Source organism: Rhodoferax sp. (genome assembly GCF_030653815.1).
GTDB lineage: Bacteria > Pseudomonadota > Gammaproteobacteria > Burkholderiales > Burkholderiaceae_C > Rhodoferax.
Genome location: NZ_JAURYQ010000037.1, coordinates 37,417 through 54,511, shown reverse-complemented (window position 1 = coordinate 54,511; position 17,095 = coordinate 37,417). Strand labels below are relative to the sequence as shown.

General features: G+C 62.4%; 12 protein-coding genes. 7 read left to right on the top strand and 5 right to left on the bottom strand.

Annotated elements, in window-relative coordinates:
* Positions 1-51: 51 nt before the first annotated feature.
* Positions 52-1,122 carry a tRNA (adenosine(37)-N6)-threonylcarbamoyltransferase complex transferase subunit TsaD gene (gene tsaD, locus Q7U49_RS13540; protein WP_304764801.1) on the bottom strand — a complete coding sequence of 357 codons (1,071 nt, stop codon included), beginning with the start codon at positions 1,120-1,122 and terminating at the stop codon, positions 52-54.
* Positions 1,123-1,141: 19 nt separating this feature from the next.
* Positions 1,142-1,762, bottom strand: a complete 621-nt coding sequence (locus tag Q7U49_RS13535; protein ID WP_304764800.1) for a TetR family transcriptional regulator — start codon at positions 1,760-1,762, stop codon at positions 1,142-1,144.
* Between the two features lie 182 nt (positions 1,763-1,944).
* Here Q7U49_RS13535 and Q7U49_RS13530 point away from each other — a divergent pair, with 182 nt between their 5' ends.
* The 4 genes from Q7U49_RS13530 to Q7U49_RS13515 all read left to right on the top strand — a co-directional run bounded on the left by Q7U49_RS13530 (position 1,945) and on the right by Q7U49_RS13515 (position 8,466).
* On the top strand, positions 1,945-3,162 hold the full coding sequence (locus Q7U49_RS13530; RefSeq protein WP_304765200.1) for an efflux RND transporter periplasmic adaptor subunit: 1,218 nt from the start codon (positions 1,945-1,947) through the stop codon (positions 3,160-3,162).
* A 12-nt stretch (positions 3,163-3,174) separates the two neighbouring features.
* Complete coding sequence (locus Q7U49_RS13525; RefSeq protein ID WP_304764799.1) at positions 3,175-6,330, top strand: efflux RND transporter permease subunit; 3,156 nt, start codon at positions 3,175-3,177, stop codon at positions 6,328-6,330.
* Positions 6,323-7,762: an efflux transporter outer membrane subunit gene (locus Q7U49_RS13520; RefSeq protein ID WP_304764798.1), complete on the top strand. Its 1,440-nt coding sequence runs from the start codon at positions 6,323-6,325 to the stop codon at positions 7,760-7,762. Before Q7U49_RS13525 ends, Q7U49_RS13520 begins: the two co-directional genes overlap by 8 nt.
* 98 nt (positions 7,763-7,860) lie before the next feature.
* Positions 7,861-8,466 carry a DsbC family protein gene (locus Q7U49_RS13515; RefSeq protein ID WP_304764797.1) on the top strand — a complete coding sequence of 202 codons (606 nt, stop codon included), beginning with the start codon at positions 7,861-7,863 and terminating at the stop codon, positions 8,464-8,466.
* Positions 8,467-8,589: 123 nt separating this feature from the next.
* Here the strand turns inward: Q7U49_RS13515 and clpA are convergent, their stop codons facing one another.
* The 3 genes from clpA to msrA all read right to left on the bottom strand — a co-directional run bounded on the left by clpA (position 8,590) and on the right by msrA (position 11,913).
* On the bottom strand, positions 8,590-10,917 hold the full coding sequence (clpA, locus tag Q7U49_RS13510) for an ATP-dependent Clp protease ATP-binding subunit ClpA (RefSeq protein WP_304764796.1): 2,328 nt from the start codon (positions 10,915-10,917) through the stop codon (positions 8,590-8,592).
* An 81-nt stretch (positions 10,918-10,998) separates the two neighbouring features.
* Positions 10,999-11,355, bottom strand: a complete 357-nt coding sequence (gene clpS / locus Q7U49_RS13505) for an ATP-dependent Clp protease adapter ClpS (RefSeq protein WP_304764795.1) — start codon at positions 11,353-11,355, stop codon at positions 10,999-11,001.
* Positions 11,356-11,364: 9 nt separating this feature from the next.
* The gene (gene msrA, locus Q7U49_RS13500) at positions 11,365-11,913 is read right to left on the bottom strand and encodes a peptide-methionine (S)-S-oxide reductase MsrA (RefSeq protein ID WP_304764794.1); all 549 of its coding nucleotides are present in this window, start codon (positions 11,911-11,913) and stop codon (positions 11,365-11,367) included.
* A 152-nt stretch (positions 11,914-12,065) separates the two neighbouring features.
* Here msrA and Q7U49_RS13495 point away from each other — a divergent pair, with 152 nt between their 5' ends.
* From Q7U49_RS13495 to Q7U49_RS13485, 3 genes are read left to right on the top strand one after another with little or no spacing between them, the layout of a single operon-like run.
* Entirely contained in the window at positions 12,066-12,749 is a 684-nt protein-coding gene (locus Q7U49_RS13495) for a TetR/AcrR family transcriptional regulator (protein WP_304764793.1), read from the top strand.
* On the top strand, positions 12,746-13,879 hold the full coding sequence (locus tag Q7U49_RS13490; protein ID WP_304764792.1) for an efflux RND transporter periplasmic adaptor subunit: 1,134 nt from the start codon (positions 12,746-12,748) through the stop codon (positions 13,877-13,879). Before Q7U49_RS13495 ends, Q7U49_RS13490 begins: the two co-directional genes overlap by 4 nt.
* On the top strand, positions 13,880-17,056 hold the full coding sequence (locus Q7U49_RS13485) for an efflux RND transporter permease subunit (RefSeq protein WP_304764791.1): 3,177 nt from the start codon (positions 13,880-13,882) through the stop codon (positions 17,054-17,056). It abuts the gene before it with no gap.
* The last annotated feature ends 39 nt before the right edge of the window (positions 17,057-17,095 follow it).

The window sequence follows — 17,095 nt, the reverse complement described above, 5'->3', positions numbered from 1 at the left end:
GTGGAGGCAGGCGGCTGGTTCACTCGGAACGCTGCGCAGTGTAATGCGCAGTCACAGCAGAATTTCGTCGAGCGGCCAGCGTGGCTTGACGTCAAACGCATAGACCTCATTGGCGGCCTGGATGCCTGACTGCAGCCGCATGGCGGCTGCCATGGCAATCATGGCGCCGTTGTCGGTGCACAAATGCAGCTCCGGGTAATGCACGCGCACGCCGCGCTGGCCACAGGCCCGGTCGAGTTGCTCACGCAAGCTGCGGTTGGCCCCCACGCCACCTGCGACCACCAGGCGCTTCAGGCCCGCCGCCTTGAGCGCTGCCAGAGATTTTTTCACCAGCACCTCCACGATGGCGGCCTGGGTGGACGCGGCCAGATCAGCCAACACAGCAGTTGGCAAGGCCTCCACGGCGCACGCTTGCGCGGTGGCGAGTTTTTTGGCCTGCACCATCACCGCTGTTTTCAGGCCGGCAAAAGAAAAATCCAGGTTGTCGCTGTGCAGCAGCGGCCGTGGCAGTTTGTACGCCAACGGGTCGCCAATTTCCGCCAGTTTGGACAGCGCCGGCCCCCCCGGGTAACCCAGCCCCAGCAGCTTGGCCGATTTATCAAACGCCTCGCCGGCGGCGTCATCGATGGTTTCACCCAGCATCTGGTAGCGCCCCACCCCATCAACCCGCATCAATTGCGTATGCCCGCCCGACACCAGCAAGGCCACAAAGGGAAATTCGGGCGGATCGGCGCTTAAAAAAGGCGACAACAAATGCCCTTCCAGATGGTGCACGCCCAGCACCGGCTTGCCCAAAGAAGCCCCCAGGGCGCAGGCCACGCCAGAGCCCACCAGCAGCGCACCGGCCAGACCCGGGCCTCGGGTGAAGGCCACCACATCAACCTCCTGCAGGGTTTTGCCAGCGGCCTCCAACACCTCCCGGGTCAACGGCAAGACGCGGCGAATATGGTCGCGGCTGGCCAGCTCGGGCACCACACCACCATAGGCCTGGTGCATGTCAATCTGGCTGTACAAGGCATGGGCCAGCAACTCGGGCAAACGCTGGCCGCTGACCCGCACCAGCGCCACGCCGGTTTCATCACAGGACGATTCGATTCCCAACACACAGTAGTCTTTTGCCATAGCGGGCAAGTTTAGGTGATCAGAATTTCAGGCCCAAGCCCGCCAGATAGGTCCTGATAGCCGCTTGAGACACCGCTACCAGCTTGAACCCGGCAGGTTCCAGCATCCAGCTGTGAATCAGGCCCACCATCAACGCATGCAGGCCCTGCGCGGCGGCGTCTGCCGGCACGGCCAGCGTCACCGCGCGCCGGGCGGCAGCGTCCTCCAGGCTGCGTTGCATCTGGCGCGTTCCTTCCAGGTAACACGCCACATGCCGCTGCTTGACCGCCAGCAACTCGTCCACGTATTCCACCTTCAGGGTAGCCACTTCAAAAATGGCGCGGGTGCGCGCATCGGAATCAATGCTGTGCATCGTCTGCAAGACGGCGCGCTCGAGCTCGACCAGTGGGTCTTGTCCTGCATCATGACCCATCTGCTGCATGGCTTGTTCCATGGGCAAGACGACGCTGTCCATCATGGCGTTGAACAACTCGGCCTTGTTCTTGAAGTGCCAGTAAATCGCCCCGCGTGTCACGCCAGCAGCTTGCGCAATGTCTTGCAGCGACGTGCGCGACACGCCTTTTTCTACAAATACGCGCTGCGCCGCCTCCAGCAGCTGGTGGCGGGTTTCTTCAGCGTCTTCTTTCGTGCGGCGGACCATGAATGTGTTTGCTCGTGGGGCGATTAATTTACATTCGTGATTGTATGTATACTTCTGGAAAAATCACCAACTGTTGATCCGCCCTGCCCGTGTCACTGTCAGGGCTTTCTTTTTTTTCCAGGAATTCCGCCATGCTGCACACCTGCGCCCCCACGGCTTGCTCAAGTCTTTTCCGATTTTCCATGCACAAGCGCATCTGGGCACCCACGGCGCTGGGATTGAGCCTGTTGTTGTCGGCCTGCGGCCAGGGCAACGCACCTGCGGCTGGCCCCGGTGGACCGGGGGGCATGCCACCACCGGCCGAGGTGGGCGTGGTCACGGTCAAACTGGCCGATGTGGGCCTGGTGACCGAATTGCCCGGCCGGCTGGAGGCCTCGCGGGTGGCGCAGGTGCGGGCACGCGCCGCCGGCATTTTGCAAAAGCGCCTGTTTACCGAGGGCAGCCAGGTGCGAGCCGGCCAGGCCTTGTTTCAGATTGATGCCAGCCCTTACCAGGCCACGCTGGCCAGCGCCCTGGCGTCGGTCGCCAAGGCCGAGGCCAACCAGATGCAAGCCCGTGCCCAGGCCGAACGCTTCAAGCCCTTGATCGAGGCCAAGGCCATCAGCCAGCAGGAATTTGTCAATGCCCAGGCAGCGCAAAAATTGGCGGAAGCCGACGTGGCCGTGGCCCGCGCCGCAGTGCAAACCGCGCGCATCAACCTGGGCTACGCGACGATTACCGCGCCCATCAGCGGCCGGATTGGCCGCGCCCTCGTCACCGAAGGCGCCTTGGTCGGCCAAGGCGAGGCCACCCCCATGGCGGTGATTCAGCAAACCGACCCGATGTATGTCAACTTCACCCAATCCGCTTCGGAAGTGATGCAATTGCGCCGCCAACTGGAATCCGGCCAGCTCAAACGCGCCGGGAGCCAGGCGGCCAGCGTGCGCTTGGTGCTGGAGGATGGCTCCGAGTACGCCAAGCCCGGCAAATTACTGTTTTCTGATGTGACGGTGGACAGCACCAGCGGCCAGATCACCCTGCGCGCCGAAGTGCCCAACCCTGTGGGCACCCTGCTGCCGGGCCTGTTCGTTCGAGTGCGCGTGGAACAGGCGCAAGCCAGCAGCGCCATCACCCTGCCCCAGCAAGCCGTGACGCGCGCGCCTCAAGGCGACTCCGTCATGGTGGTGAGCAACGACGGCAAGGTGGCCCCGCGCCCGGTCAAAGTGGGCGGCCAACAAGGCGGCCAGTGGGTGATTCTGGACGGCCTGCAAAGCGGTGACCAGGTGATGGTCGACGGCTTCCAGAAATTGCGTGGCGGGGCCCCGGTGAAAGCCGTGCCGTGGCAAGCCCCCGGCAGCGCGCCCGCCAAGGCCACCCCTGCGGCATCGTCCCCTGCTGCAGCCGCCAGCGCGGCGCGCTAAGGAGTTCTTGCCATGGCCAAGTTTTTCATTGACCGACCCATTTTTGCGTGGGTCATCGCGCTCTTCATCATCGTGCTCGGCTCGGTGGCCGTCACCCAGTTGCCCATTGCCCAGTACCCGCCCGTGGCACCGCCCTCGATCGTCATTTCCGCCAACTATCCCGGCGCTTCGGCCAAAACCCTGGAAGACAGTGTGCTGTCGATCGTCGAGCAGGAAATGAATGGCTCGCCCGGCCTGATCTACATGGAGTCTGTGGCCCAGGCCAGCGGTTCGGGCAGCATCACGCTGAGCTTCGAGCCCGGCACCAACGCCGATCTGGCGCAAGTGGACGTGCAAAACCGGCTGTCGCGCGCCGCACCGCGTCTGCCATCGGCTGTGACACAACAGGGCGTGCGGGTAGACAAGGCGCGCAGCAACTTCCTGCTGTTTGCCATTCTTTCATCCGACGACCCGGCCTTGAATCCGGTGGCCTTGGGTGACTACGCCTCGCGCAGCATCGTGCCCGAACTGCAGCGCCTGCCCGGTGTCGGCCAGGTGCAACTGTTCGGCACCGAACGCGCCATGCGCATCTGGGTCGATCCAGCCAAGCTGCAAAGCTACAACTTGTCGGCCAGCGACGTGACGGCGGCCATTCGGGCGCAAAACGCGCAAGTGTCAGCCGGTGAAATTGGCGGTCTGCCCAACGTGGCGGGTCAGGGCATTGCCGCCACCGTGGTGGTGGGTGGCCAACTCAGCAGCGTGGCGCAGTTCGGCAACGTGGTGCTGCGCGCCAACACCGACGGTTCCAGCGTGCGTCTGAAGGACGTGGCACGCATCGAACTCGGCGCCCAGTCCTACGCCACCTCGGCCCGGCTCAATGGCAAACCCTCCACCGGCATCGGCGTGCAGTTGTCGCCCAGTGGCAATGCCCTGGCCACAGCCAAAGCGGTGCGCGCCCGCATGGCAGAACTTGAAAAGTTTTTCCCAAAAGGCATGACCTGGGCCATTCCCTACGACAGCTCGCGCTTCATCGACACCTCGCTGCGCCAGGTGGCAACCACCCTGGTTGAGGCCATCGTGCTGGTGTTTCTGGTCATGTTTTTGTTTTTGCAGGACTGGCGTTACACGCTGATCCCCACGCTGGTGGTGCCGATTGCACTGCTGGGCACGTTCGCCACCCTGCTGGCCATGGGGTTCTCGATCAACGTGCTCACCATGTTTGCCATGGTGCTGGTGATCGGCATTGTGGTGGACGACGCCATCGTGGTGGTGGAAAACGTCGAGCGCATCATGAGCGAGGAAGGGTTGGCGCCACTGGAGGCCACGCGCAAGGCCATGGGTCAAATCTCGGGGGCCATCATTGGCGTGACCGTGGTGCTGATCTCGGTGTTTGTGCCGCTGGCGTTTTTCAGTGGCTCCATTGGCAATATTTACCGCCAGTTTGCCGCCGTGATGGGTGTTTCGATTGCGTTCTCGGCCTTTCTGGCGCTGTCGCTCACGCCGGCTTTGTGCGCCACCCTGCTCAAACCCGTCGAAGCCGGTCACCACCACGCCAAGACCGGTTTTTTTGGCTGGTTCAACCGCGGCTTTGCCAGAACAGCCAAGGCGTATGAGGGCGGTGTCGCCAGGCTGCTGCCGCGCGCTGCGCGTTATCTGGTGATTTACCTGGCCATCGTGGCGGGTGCCGGCTGGATGTACCAGCGCCTGCCCGCGTCCTTCCTGCCCAACGAAGACCAGGGCACGATGCTGGTCAATGTGCAGTTGCCGCCCGGCGCCACCCAGGGGCGGACCCTGGCCGTGATGGAGCAGGTCGAAGGCTTCATGCTCAAGCAGCCTGAAGTGCAGGGCATGGTGAGTGTGCTGGGCTTCAGCTTCTCGGGGCAGGGACAAAATGCCGCCCTGGCTTTTGTCACACTCAAGGACTGGTCCGAGCGCAGCGAGCCCGGCAGTTCGGCGCAGGCGCTGGCCGGACGCGCCTTTGGCTCGCTGTCGGGCATTCGTGACGCCTTTATCTTTCCCTTGAGCCCGCCACCGATTCCCGAACTGGGCTCGTCCTCGGGCTTCAGCTTCCGGCTGCAAGACCGTGCCGGGTTGGGTCACGAGGCGCTGTTGGGCGCCCGTAACCAGCTGCTCGGCTTGGCTGCCAAGAGCAAGGTGCTGACCCAGGTGCGCCCTGACGGCCTGGAAGACGCACCGCAATTGCAACTGGACATCGACCGCGACAAGGCCAGCGCGCTGGGCGTGCCGTTTGAGGCCATCAACGCCACCATCTCCACCTCGCTGGGGTCAAGCTATGTCAACGACTTCCCCAACGCCGGACGACTGCAGCGTGTGATGGTGCAAGCCGACGCACCCGCACGCATGCAGCCTGATGACTTGCTCAAACTCAACGTGCCCAACACCAAGGGACAAATGGTGCCCTTGTCCGCCTTCACCAGCGCGCGCTGGGTCACCGGCGCCATGCAGACGGTGCGCTACAACGGCTACCCGGCCATGCGCATTGGCGGCAGCGCCGCCGATGGCTTCAGCACCGGCGACGCCATGAAAGAAATGGAAAGCCTGGCCAGCCAGTTGCCGCCCGGTTTTGGTTTTGAGTGGACTGGCACCTCGCGCGAAGAAAAGCTGGCCGGTGCCCAGGCCATGATCCTTTATGGCTTTGCCATCCTGTCGGTGTTCCTGTGCCTGGCAGCCCTGTACGAGAGCTGGACCATTCCGCTGGCGGTCATTCTGGTGGTGCCGCTGGGCGTGCTCGGGGTGATTGTGGCCACGCTGCTGCGCGCCTATTCCAATGACGTGTATTTCCAGGTCGGCCTGATCACCATCATCGGCTTGTCGGCAAAAAACGCCATCCTGATCATCGAATTTGCCAAGGACCTGCAGGCCCAGGGCAAGAGCGTGGTGGCGGCGGCCCTGGAAGCCGCCCACCTGCGCTTTCGCCCGATCGTGATGACCTCGATGGCCTTCACGCTGGGCGTGCTGCCGCTGGCCATTGCCACGGGCGCCGGTTCGGCCAGCCAGCGCGCCATTGGCACCGGTGTGATTGGCGGCATCCTGACCGGCACCGCCCTGGCCGTGGTGTTTGTCCCGATCTTTTTTGTCGTCATTCGCAACCTGTTCAAGGACAGTGTGCGCCAACAGCAGGTGCATGCGGCGCAGGCAGAACACATGGGAGTGCATTCGCATGAATAAACAACAACGGTCCTCAGCTTCCGCCCTGAAACGCTCCGTGGCAGTGCTTGCCATCAGCTTGCTGACGGGCTGCTCGCTCATGCCAACTTACCAGCGCCCCAGCGCGCCGGTGGCGGCGCAGTGGCCAGCCAGCGCCGGGGTCAACACAGCGGACGGTAGCGCCAATGCCACCCCTCAGGCTGTCGTGAACTGGCAAAGCTACTTTTCCGACCCGGCGCTGCGCCAGCTCATCGACACCGCACTGGCCAACAACCGGGACCTGCGCGTGGCGCTGCTCAACATCGACCAGGCGCGCGCCCAGCTGGGTGTGCGCCGGGCCGACCAGCTCCCCACCCTGAACGCTGCCGCTGCCGGCTCTCGCGCGCCGGGCAGCGATGGGGCCATCAACAGCACGTACAGCGCCGGGCTGACGGTCACCGCTTACGAGCTTGACTTTTTCGGCCGGGTCGCCAGCCTCAAGGAACAAGCCCTGGCCCAGGTGCTGGCCAGCGCCGAAGCTGCCCAAACCGTCCAGATCAGCCTGATCGCCACCGTGGCGCAGACCTGGCTGAACCTGCTGGCGGACGAAGAACTGCTGGCCGTTTCACGGCGGACACTCGACTCCCGCGCTGAATCACTCAAGCTGGTCGACCTCAAGGTCGAACACGGCGCGGCTTCGGACTTCGAGCGCCGCAACGCACAAACCTTGCTGGAGTCGGCCCGCGTCACGCTGGCCCAGCACATGCGCCAGCGCGCGCTCGACGAAAACGCCCTGGCACTGTTGCTGGGCCAACCCGTCAGCGCGGCTCAACGGGAGCAATGGACGCCCCACAAGCTGAGTCAACTGATGTTTGCCGAGTTGCCTGCCGGACTGCCCTCTGACCTGCTGGCCCGGCGCCCCGACATTCGCCAGGCCGAGCAATCACTGGTGGCCAGCAATGCCAACATCGGCGCGGCCCGGGCGGCGTTTTTCCCACGCATCAGCCTGACGGCGGGTGCCGGGTCCGCCAGCAGCGCACTGTCCGGGCTGTTCAAGAGCGGCTCCTGGGGCTGGACGCTGGCGCCGCAACTGGTGCTGCCGATCTTTGATGCCGGGCGCAACCAGGCCAATCTGGACGCGGCGCGAACCGGGCGTGAGATCGCAGTGGCACAGTATGAAAAAGCCATTCAGAGCGCTTTCCGCGAGGTGGCCGATGGCCTGGCCAGCCGGGCCACGCTGGTCGAACAACTGCAGGCCCAGCAAGCCCTGCTGGACGCCGAGACAGCGCGCAGCCAGTTGACACAGTTGCGCCTGGAGCATGGCGTGGCCAACCAGCTCGACTGGCTCGATGCCCAACGGGCCCTGTTCAGCGCCCAGCAGGCACTGGTGCAAACCCGACTGGCCAGTTTGCAAAATCAGATTGCCCTGTTCAAGACCCTGGGCGGTGGCATGGAAGCGGCCACGGGGCTTTAAGCCCCAAAGACCGCAGCAGCATCGCATTTGCCCTGACAATTCCGGCTGCGTCGCCCTGACTCAGGGCTCCCGTCTCAAACATTGATTGAATGACCACCATGAACATCACCACCCTTACCCTCACCGCAGCGCTTGTTCTGTCGGTGGTCGGCTGCTCCAAAACAGAAACGCCCAGCGCCACACCGAACCCGTCCGCGGCCGCACCGGCTGCTGCCGCGCCTGCAGCCCAGGCCGGCTCGAGCTACGACCTGGTGGCAGCCAACGGCAAAGGCTTTACCGTGGGCGCCTTGATGAGCGCGCAGCCCGTTTATGTGCTGTTTGACCCGCAATGCCCGCACTGCGGCCGCCTGTGGCAGGCCGCCTTGCCACTGCACAGCAAGGTGAAATTTGTCTGGATTCCGGTCTCATTCAACCCGGCCAAAAGCCTGCCGCAAGGCGCCGCCCTGCTCAGCGCCGCCAACCCGGTCGACACCATGACCGCGCACGAACAGTCCTTGCTGGCGGGCACCGGCGGCATGGCCGCCAGCGCCGATGTGCCGGAGGAACTGAAACAAGCCATCACCAACAACACCCAGTTGCTCAACCAGTTGGGCGTGGAGTCGGTGCCGTTTTTGCTGGGCAAGCACCGCAAAACCGGCGATATCGTGAGCTACAACGGCGCCATGGAAACCGCCGCGTTGGCGAATTTGCTGGGTGTGGAATAGGCTAAGCACGACATCGATCGGCCCGAGGGCGGGCCTCCACAAAATACCGTCGTTCAACATAAAAAAACCCCCGTTCAGGCTGCGTTGGCAGCTTGAACGGGGGTTTTGCTTTGACTGGCGAGCTCAGGTCGTCGCAGGCTCCTGAAACTCGGGCTTGGACTTGCCCTCTTTCTTGGGCAGGGGCTGAATGTCGAGCAGCACGTCGGTCTTGCTTTCGTCGGTGTCGTCCAGATCGACCGTCAAACGGCCGCCATCGACCAGGCGGCCAAACAGCAACTCGTCGGCCAGGGCGCGGCGAATGGTGTCCTGGATCAGGCGTTGCATGGGTCGTGCGCCCATGAGCGGGTCGAAGCCCTTCTTGGCCAGGTGCTTGCGCAGCTTGTCGGTGAAGGTAACCTCGACTTTTTTGTCGGCCAGTTGCGCTTCGAGCTGCAGCAGGAATTTGTCCACCACCCGCATGATGACGTTCTCGTCGAGCGCCTTGAAGCTGACGATGGCATCGAGCCGGTTGCGGAACTCGGGCGTGAACATGCGCTTGATGTCGGCCATCTCGTCGCCCGCCTCGCGCGGGTTGGTGAAGCCGATGGTGGCCTTGTTCATGGTCTCGGCACCGGCATTGGTGGTCATGACAATGATGACATTGCGGAAATCGGCCTTGCGACCGTTGTTGTCGGTCAGCGTGCCATGGTCCATGACCTGCAACAGCACATTGAAAATGGCCGGGTGCGCTTTTTCGATTTCATCCAGCAAGAGCACACAGTGCGGTTTCTTGGTGATGGCTTCGGTCAGCAAACCCCCTTGGTCAAAGCCGACATAACCCGGGGGCGCGCCAATCAGGCGGCTCACGGCGTGCTGCTCCATGTACTCGCTCATGTCAAAGCGAATCAGCTCGATGCCCATGATGTAGGCCAGTTGCTTGGCCGACTCGGTTTTGCCCACGCCGGTGGGGCCGCTGAACAGGAAGGTGCCAATCGGCTTGTCGCCCTTGCCCAGGCCCGAACGTGACATCTTGACGGCCGACGCCAGCATGTCGAGCGCCTTGTCCTGACCAAACACCACGTTGCGCAAATCGCGCTCCAGCGTCTTGAGCTTGCCGCGGTCGTCGTTGGACACGTTGGCTGGCGGAATGCGGGCGATCTTGGCCACGATGTCTTCGACCTCGGCCTTGGTGATGATCTTTTTGCGCTTGGACGGCGGCAAAATGCGCTGGGCGGCACCGGCCTCGTCGATCACGTCGATGGCCTTGTCGGGCAAATGGCGGTCGTTGATGTACTTGGCGCTCAGCTCGGCCGCCGCCTGCAGGGCCGCCACCGCGTACTTGACGTTGTGGTGCTCTTCAAAGCGCGACTTCAGTCCCTTCAAAATTTCAACCGTCTGCTCCACTGTGGGCTCGACCACGTCGATCTTCTGGAAGCGACGCGACAGCGCCGCATCTTTCTCGAAAATGCCGCGGTACTCGGTGAAGGTGGTGGCGCCAATGCACTTGAGCGCGCCCGAGCTCAGGGCCGGCTTGAGCAGGTTGGAAGCATCCAGCGTACCACCCGAGGCGGCACCGGCACCGATCAGGGTGTGGATTTCGTCGATGAACAAAACGGTGTTGGGCTTGTCCTTGAGCGCCTTCAGCACGCCTTTGAGGCGTTGCTCAAAATCACCCCGGTACTTGGTGCCGGCCAGCAGCGCGCCCATGTCGAGCGAGTAGACGATGGAGTCCGCCAGAATCTCGGGCACGTCTTTTTGCGTGATGCGCCAGGCCAGGCCCTCGGCAATGGCGGTCTTGCCAACGCCGGCCTCACCCACCAGCAGCGGGTTGTTCTTGCGGCGCCGGCACAGGATCTGGATGACGCGCTCGACCTCGTACTCGCGCCCGATCAGCGGGTCGATCTTGCCGTCCTTGGCGAGTTGATTCAGGTTTTGCGTGAACTGCTCCAGTGGCGAAGACTTTTCGTTCTTTTCGCTGGCGCCTTCCTCGGCCTCGGCCGGGTTGTCTGCCGAGCGCACGGGCTCGGGCGGGTCGCTCTTCTTGATGCCATGGGCAATGAAATTGACCACATCCAGGCGCGTCACGCCCTGCTGGTGCAGGTAATACACGGCATGCGAGTCTTTTTCGCCAAAAATGGCCACGAGCACGTTGGCACCGGTCACTTCTTTCTTGCCGCTGCCGGTGGACTGCACATGCATGATGGCGCGCTGGATGACGCGCTGGAAACCCAGCGTGGGCTGGGTGTCGACGTCTTCGGTGCCGGCCACCTGCGGCGTGTTGTCCTTGATGAAAGTGATCAGGGACTTGCGCAAATCATCGATGTTGGCCGAGCAAGCGCGCAGCACTTCGGCCGCGCTGGGGTTGTCCAGCAATGCCAGCAGCAAATGTTCCACGGTGATGAATTCGTGGCGCTGTTGACGCGCCTCAACAAACGCCATGTGGAGACTGACTTCCAGTTCTTGGGCAATCATAAAGTTCCTTTAATAGCTTTTGTTTCAGGTTTCAACTGTAATCGGATTTCTAATTCATTTGCGCGCGTCAGGATTCAACAGTTACGACGCGACAGGTTCACAAAAACACTTGAGCGGATGCCCGGACTTGGCCGCCGCATCCAGCACCTGGTCGACCTTGGTGGCGGCCACGTCGCGGGAATACACGCCACACACCGCCTTGCCTTCCAGGTGGATCTTGAGCATGATCCGGGTCGAGGTGTCGAGGTCTTTGCTGAAAAACTCCTGCAACACCATCACCACGAACTCCATCGGGGTGTAGTCGTCATTGAGCATGACCACCTGGTACATCTGGGGCGGTTTGGTGCGCTGGGTGCGGCGCTCCAGCACCACGGTGCCGTCGGTTTCGGCAGGCAGAACAGGTTGGGCGGGGACAATTTTGGGGATTTTGGTAGCCATCGGTCGATTTTATCGGTCTGGCTTCTGCAAGCGAGCGAAGGTCTTGCAAAACTTGGCGACCTTGGGCGCGGCCACCGCCAGGCAATAGCCCTGACCCGGATTCTTTTCAAAAAAATCCTGGTGGTAGTCTTCGGCCGGCCAGTAATTGGCTTGCGGCAATACCTCGGTCACGATCGCTCGTGGGTAAACGCCGCTGTGCTCAAGTTCCGCGATCAGCGTCACAGCTTGCTGCTGCTGCTCTGGTGTGCTGAAGTAAATGCCGCTGCGGTACTGCGTGCCATGGTCATTACCCTGGGCGTTGAGCGTGGTGGGGTCGTGAATGACAAAAAAGATTTCCAGAATGTCACGCACGCTGATTTGTGCCGGGTCATAGACCAGCTTGACCACCTCGTTATGCCCGGTGCGCCCGGTGCACACCTGCTCGTAGCTTGGCTGGACCGTTTCACCATTGCAATAACCCGACTCAACGTCGAGCACGCCCTGGACCCGCACAAAAACCGCCTCGGTGCACCAGAAGCAGCCGCCGCCCAGCGTGATGGTTTGATTTGTTTGCCCCATGCTTGGACCCCTTGGAAAATACGAATAAAAAATGACCTGTTTGATGCTAGCCGCAAAGGGACAAACCTGATGTACGCGGGTCTTTGTCTGAATTGACATGCCAAACCCGCTCAGGTTACATTAATAACCCAATAGTCATTAATTTCACGCTGATGCCTTTAGCCAAGAATCCCGCACCACCGGTGCGACCCGTCCGCCGGGCCCGCCGCAAGGAGGCGCGTCCCGCCGAGTTGCTGGCGGCTGCGCTGGACTTGTTTGTCGAAAAAGGCTTTGCCGCGACCCACGTCGAAGAAGTGGCGCGGCGCGCCGGAGTCTCCAAAGGCACGCTGTTCCTGTATTTCCCGAGCAAGGAAGAACTCTTCAAGGCCGTGGTGCGCGAGAATATTTCCGGCCGTTTTGCCGAGTGGAGCGACGAAATCGAACGCTTTGAAGGCAGCGCCCGTGACATGCTGCGCGAATGCCTGTTCCAGTGGTGGGAGCGCATTGGTTCCACCCAGGCCAGCGGCATCCCCAAGCTGATCATGAGCGAAGCGCAAAATTTTCCGGAACTGGCCAACTTTTACCAGCAAGAAGTGATGCAGCCGGGCAATGCCCTGATCGAGCGGATTCTGAAACGGGGTGTGGCGCGCGGTGAATTTCGCCCAATGAACCTGACTTATGCGGTTTACCTGGTGCTGGCCCCGATGCTTTTTTTGACGCTTTGGAAGCACTCATTGGCCCTCAGCTGTGGCAACCAGGCGCAACTCGACCCGCATGAGTACCTGGCAGCCCAACTCGACATGCTGACCCTGGGCTTTTGCCAGCCCAACCCCTCCCTGGAGCACCCCTTGTCATGAAACCCTGGATCAAATGGACGCTGGCCGGCCTCGCTGTGGCCGTGCTGGTGGGCGGCACGCTGCGCACCTTGTCGGCGCGTCAGGCCCGTCAAGCCGCCCTGGAAGCGCAACAGGTCGCACAAAAGTCGCAAGTCAGCGTGGCGCTGGCAGCCAACGACCTGGTGCAGGTCAAAACCCTCGAACTACAGCAAACCGTGCTGATCTCCGGCCCCATCAAAGCGGTCCATACGGCACTGGTCAAGGCGCGCATCCCCGGCGAACTGCAGGATCTGACCGTGCGCGAAGGTGATTCTGTGCGCGCCGGCCAGGTGCTGGCCCGCATCGACCCCACCGAGTCCGAGGCTCGCCTGCGCCAGGCCCGCCAGCAGGCCGCGGCGGCCAGAGCCCAGGTGGCCATGGCCCAGCGCACCTTTGACAACAACCAGGCGCTGGTGGCGCAGGGTTTTATCTCCAGCACCGCGCTGGCGTCGTCCCAGGCCAGCCTGGACGCCGCCCAGGCCAGCTACCAGGCGGCGCAATCGGGCGCTGACCTGGCTGCCAAGGCCCTTGACGACACGGTGTTGCGCGCCCCCATTGCCGGACAAATTTCGCAACGACTGGCCCAGCCGGGTGAACGCGTACCGGTGGACGCCCGCATTGTGGAGATCGTCGACAACCGGCAACTGGAACTGGAAGCCAGCCTGAACGCCGCCGATTCGCTGCAGGTCAAGGTGGGGCAAAGCGCCCAGCTGACACTGGACGGCACCCACCAGGTGATCCAGGCCAAAGTGGTATGCATCAACCCCAGTGCCTCCGTCGGCAGCCGCACCGTGCTGGTGTATCTGGCACTGGCACAAGATGCCAATTTGCGCCACGGCCTGTTTGCCCAGGGCAGCCTGAACGTGGGGGCCGTCACGACCCTGGCCTTGCCGCTGAGTGCCGTGCGCACCGACAAGCCGCAAGCCTATGTGCAACTGGTGAATCAAAACCAGGTGCAACACGCCAACGTGACGCTTGGGGTTCGCGGCAATCTTGCCGACCTGACCATGGTGGCCGTCACCGGCGTGGCCGAGGGCAGCGTAGTGATTGACGGTGCAGTGGGCAGCCTGCGTGTGGGCACGCTGGTGACCAGCACACAAGGACCCCAATAAATGTGGTTCACCCGCGTCAGCCTTCACAACCCGGTGTTTGCCACCATGGTCATGCTGGCCCTGGTGGTGCTGGGGCTGTTTTCCATGCAACGGCTGCAGGTGGACCAGTTCCCCAACATCGACTTTCCGGTGGTGGTGATCAGCACCGACTACCCCGGCGCCTCACCCGAAATTGTTGAAAGCGAAGTCACCAAGAAAATCGAGGAAGGCGTCAATTCGATCGCCGGCATCAACGCCCTGACCTCGCGCTCGTACGAGAGCCAGTCGGTGGTCATCATCGAATTCGGTCTGCACATGGACGGCCGCAAGGCCGCCGACGACGTGCGCGAGAAAGTGGCCGCCATTCGCGCCACGCTGCGTGATGAGGTCAAGGAACCGCGCGTGCTGCGTTTTGACCCGGCGAGTCGCGCCATCTGGTCGGTAGCGGTGTTGCCCGATGCCAGTGCGGGCGCCTCACTGAACGCCGTGGAACTCAGTAGCTGGGCTGAGCAAACCCTGAAAAAACGCCTGGAAAACGTGCGCGGCGTGGGCTCCGTGGCGCTGGTCGGTGGCAGCCAGCGCGAGATCAATATTTACCTGAACCCGCAGGCGCTGGCCTCATTCGGCATCACACCCGAGCAGGTGGCCAGCGCGGTGCGCAATGAAAACCAGGACTACCCGGTGGGCAGCATCCGCTCAAGCGCGCAAGACCGGGTGATCCAGATCGCCGCGCGCGTGCAGCGCCCAGAGGACTTCGGCCGCATCATCATCACGCGCAAGAATGGCGCGCCGGTACGGGTTGACCAAGTCGCCGAGGTGAAAGACGGGTCACAGGAAATCGAGAGCCTGGCGCTCTACAACGGCGAACGCACCCTGCTGCTCAACGTGCAAAAGTCGCAGGACGAGAACACCATTGCCGTGGTCGATGGCCTCAACACCACCCTGGCGGAGCTGCAGCAGCAATTGCCCCCCGGTGTCAAGCTGACGCAAATCACCGATGGCTCACGGCAAATCAGGGTGTCGGTGTCCAACGTGCGACAAACCCTGTTCGAGGGCGCACTGCTCACCGTGCTGATCGTGTTTTTGTTCCTGAACTCCTGGCGCTCCACCGTCATCACGGGGCTGACGCTGCCCATTGCCCTGATCGGCACCTTTTTCTTCATGAACCTGCTGGGCTTCACCATCAACATGATCACCATGATGGCGCTGAGCCTGTGCGTGGGACTGTTGATTGACGACGCCATCGTGGTGCGCGAAAACATCGTGCGCCACGTGCAAATGGGCAAGAACCCGTTTGACGCCTCGATGGACGGCACCGCTGAAATTGGCCTGGCGGTGCTGGCCACCACGCTGTCGATCGTGGCGGTGTTTTTGCCGATCGGTTTCATGGGCGGCATCATCGGCAAGTTCTTTCACGAGTTCGGCCTGACGATTGTGGCGGCGGTGCTGATCTCGATGTTTGTCAGCTTCACACTCGACCCCATGCTGTCCTCCATCTGGCACGACCCCAGCATTGAGGCCCATGGCAAGCACCTCGCCCCAAGCACGTTTTACGACAAGACCATTGGCCGCATCACCGCGCTGTTTGATGTGGGCACCGATGCGCTGGTTGACATCTACCAGGGGATCTTGCGCTGGGCGCTGGACCACAAGCTCAGCACCGTGGCGCTGGCCGTCGTGATCTTTGTCAGCAGCATTTTCATGGTGCCGCTGCTGGGCACCGAGTTCGTGCCCAAGTCGGATTTTTCCGAGACCAACCTCACCTTCAATACGCCCGTGGGCTCGTCGCTCGAAGTCACCGAAGCCCGGGCGCGTCAGGTGGAGGGCATCATCCGCGCCTTCCCCGAGGTCAACTACACCCTGACCACCATCAACACCGGCAACGCCCAGGGCAAGATGTACGCCAGCATTTACATCCGCTTGGTGGACCGCAAGCAGCGCTCGCGCAGTGTCGATGACATGTCCACCGTGCTGCGCCAACGCCTGCGCGAGGTGCCGGGCATCAATGTCACCCACGTCGGCCTGCTGGATCCGGTGGGTGGCCAAAAGCAGATTGCATTCTCCCTTCAGGGCGCCGACATGGCCGAGTTGTCACGGCTGAACGCGCTGGCGCTGGAAAAAATACGCACCGTCCCCGGCCTGGTCGACGTGGACTCGTCCCTGAAACCCGACAAGCCCACGCTGGACGTGCAGGTGCGCCGCGACGTGGCCTCCGACCTGGGCCTGAGCGTGGCACAAATTGGCTCGTCCCTGCGCACGCTGGTGGCCGGTCAGACCGTGGGCAACTGGCGTGCGCCAGATGACCAGACCTATGACGTCAATGTGCGCCTGTCGCCCCAATCACGCAATCAGCCGCAAGATTTGAGCGCCCTGCCCTTCACCGTCGGCACCCAGGCGGATGGCAGCGCCCGCGTGGTGCGGCTCGACCAGGTGGCCAGCGTGATCGAAGCCACTGGCAGCAACCAGATCAACCGGCGCGACCTGACGCGCGAGGTCGCCATCACCGGCAACGTGTCGGGCCGTTCGGCCGGCGAAGTATCTGCCGACATCAAACAAGCGATGGACAGCATTGCCATGCCGCCGGGCTACAGCTACAAGTTCAGCGGCTCGGTCAAGGACATGGCTGAAGCGTTTGGCTACGCGCTGTCAGCGCTGGCGCTGGCGGTGATCTTCATCTACATGATTCTGGCCAGCCAGTTCAAGAGCTTTTTCCAGCCGCTGGCACTCATGACGGCGCTGCCGCTGACGCTGATTGGCGTGGTGCTGGCGCTGATGCTGTTCAACTCAACGCTGTCGATGTTTTCGGTGATTGGCGTGGTGATGTTGATGGGACTGGTCACCAAGAATGCCATTTTGCTGGTGGACTTTGCCATCCGGGCGCGCGAAGACGGTTTGAATCGCCACGACGCCCTGCTACTGGCCGCCAAGGTGCGGCTGCGCCCGATTTTGATGACCACGCTGGCCATGATTTTTGGCATGGTGCCACTCGCCTTTGCCCTGTCCGAGGGCTCTGAAATGCGGGCGCCCATGGGCCAGGCGGTCATCGGCGGTGTCATCACCTCGTCACTGCTGACGCTGGTGGTGGTGCCGGTGGTTTACTGCTACATGGATGATTTGGCGCAATGGCTGCGTAAATTTTGGCGCCAGCCCGCTGCAAAAGCCTTGCAAAACCAGGCTATTGACGGCCCCACCAGCTAAAATCTGTGGATTCCGTTAACATACCCCCAGGAGTACCAA

Excerpts from the sequence above, each read along its gene's own strand:
- Q7U49_RS13525 (WP_304764799.1), top strand. The coding sequence starts at position 3,175 with ATGGCCAAGTTTTTCATTGACCGACCCATTTTTGCGTGGGTCATCGCG.
- msrA (WP_304764794.1), bottom strand. The coding sequence starts at position 11,913 with ATGGGGCAAACAAATCAAACCATCACGCTGGGCGGCGGCTGCTTCTGG.
- Q7U49_RS13520 (WP_304764798.1), top strand. The coding sequence starts at position 6,323 with ATGAATAAACAACAACGGTCCTCAGCTTCCGCCCTGAAACGCTCCGTG.
- Q7U49_RS13530 (WP_304765200.1), top strand. The coding sequence starts at position 1,945 with ATGCACAAGCGCATCTGGGCACCCACGGCGCTGGGATTGAGCCTGTTG.
- clpS (WP_304764795.1), bottom strand. The coding sequence starts at position 11,355 with ATGGCTACCAAAATCCCCAAAATTGTCCCCGCCCAACCTGTTCTGCCT.
- tsaD (WP_304764801.1), bottom strand. The coding sequence starts at position 1,122 with ATGGCAAAAGACTACTGTGTGTTGGGAATCGAATCGTCCTGTGATGAA.
- Q7U49_RS13535 (WP_304764800.1), bottom strand. The coding sequence starts at position 1,762 with ATGGTCCGCCGCACGAAAGAAGACGCTGAAGAAACCCGCCACCAGCTG.
- Q7U49_RS13515 (WP_304764797.1), top strand. The coding sequence starts at position 7,861 with ATGAACATCACCACCCTTACCCTCACCGCAGCGCTTGTTCTGTCGGTG.
- Q7U49_RS13495 (WP_304764793.1), top strand. The coding sequence starts at position 12,066 with ATGCCTTTAGCCAAGAATCCCGCACCACCGGTGCGACCCGTCCGCCGG.
- Q7U49_RS13490 (WP_304764792.1), top strand. The coding sequence starts at position 12,746 with ATGAAACCCTGGATCAAATGGACGCTGGCCGGCCTCGCTGTGGCCGTG.
- clpA (WP_304764796.1), bottom strand. The coding sequence starts at position 10,917 with ATGATTGCCCAAGAACTGGAAGTCAGTCTCCACATGGCGTTTGTTGAG.
- Q7U49_RS13485 (WP_304764791.1), top strand. The coding sequence starts at position 13,880 with ATGTGGTTCACCCGCGTCAGCCTTCACAACCCGGTGTTTGCCACCATG.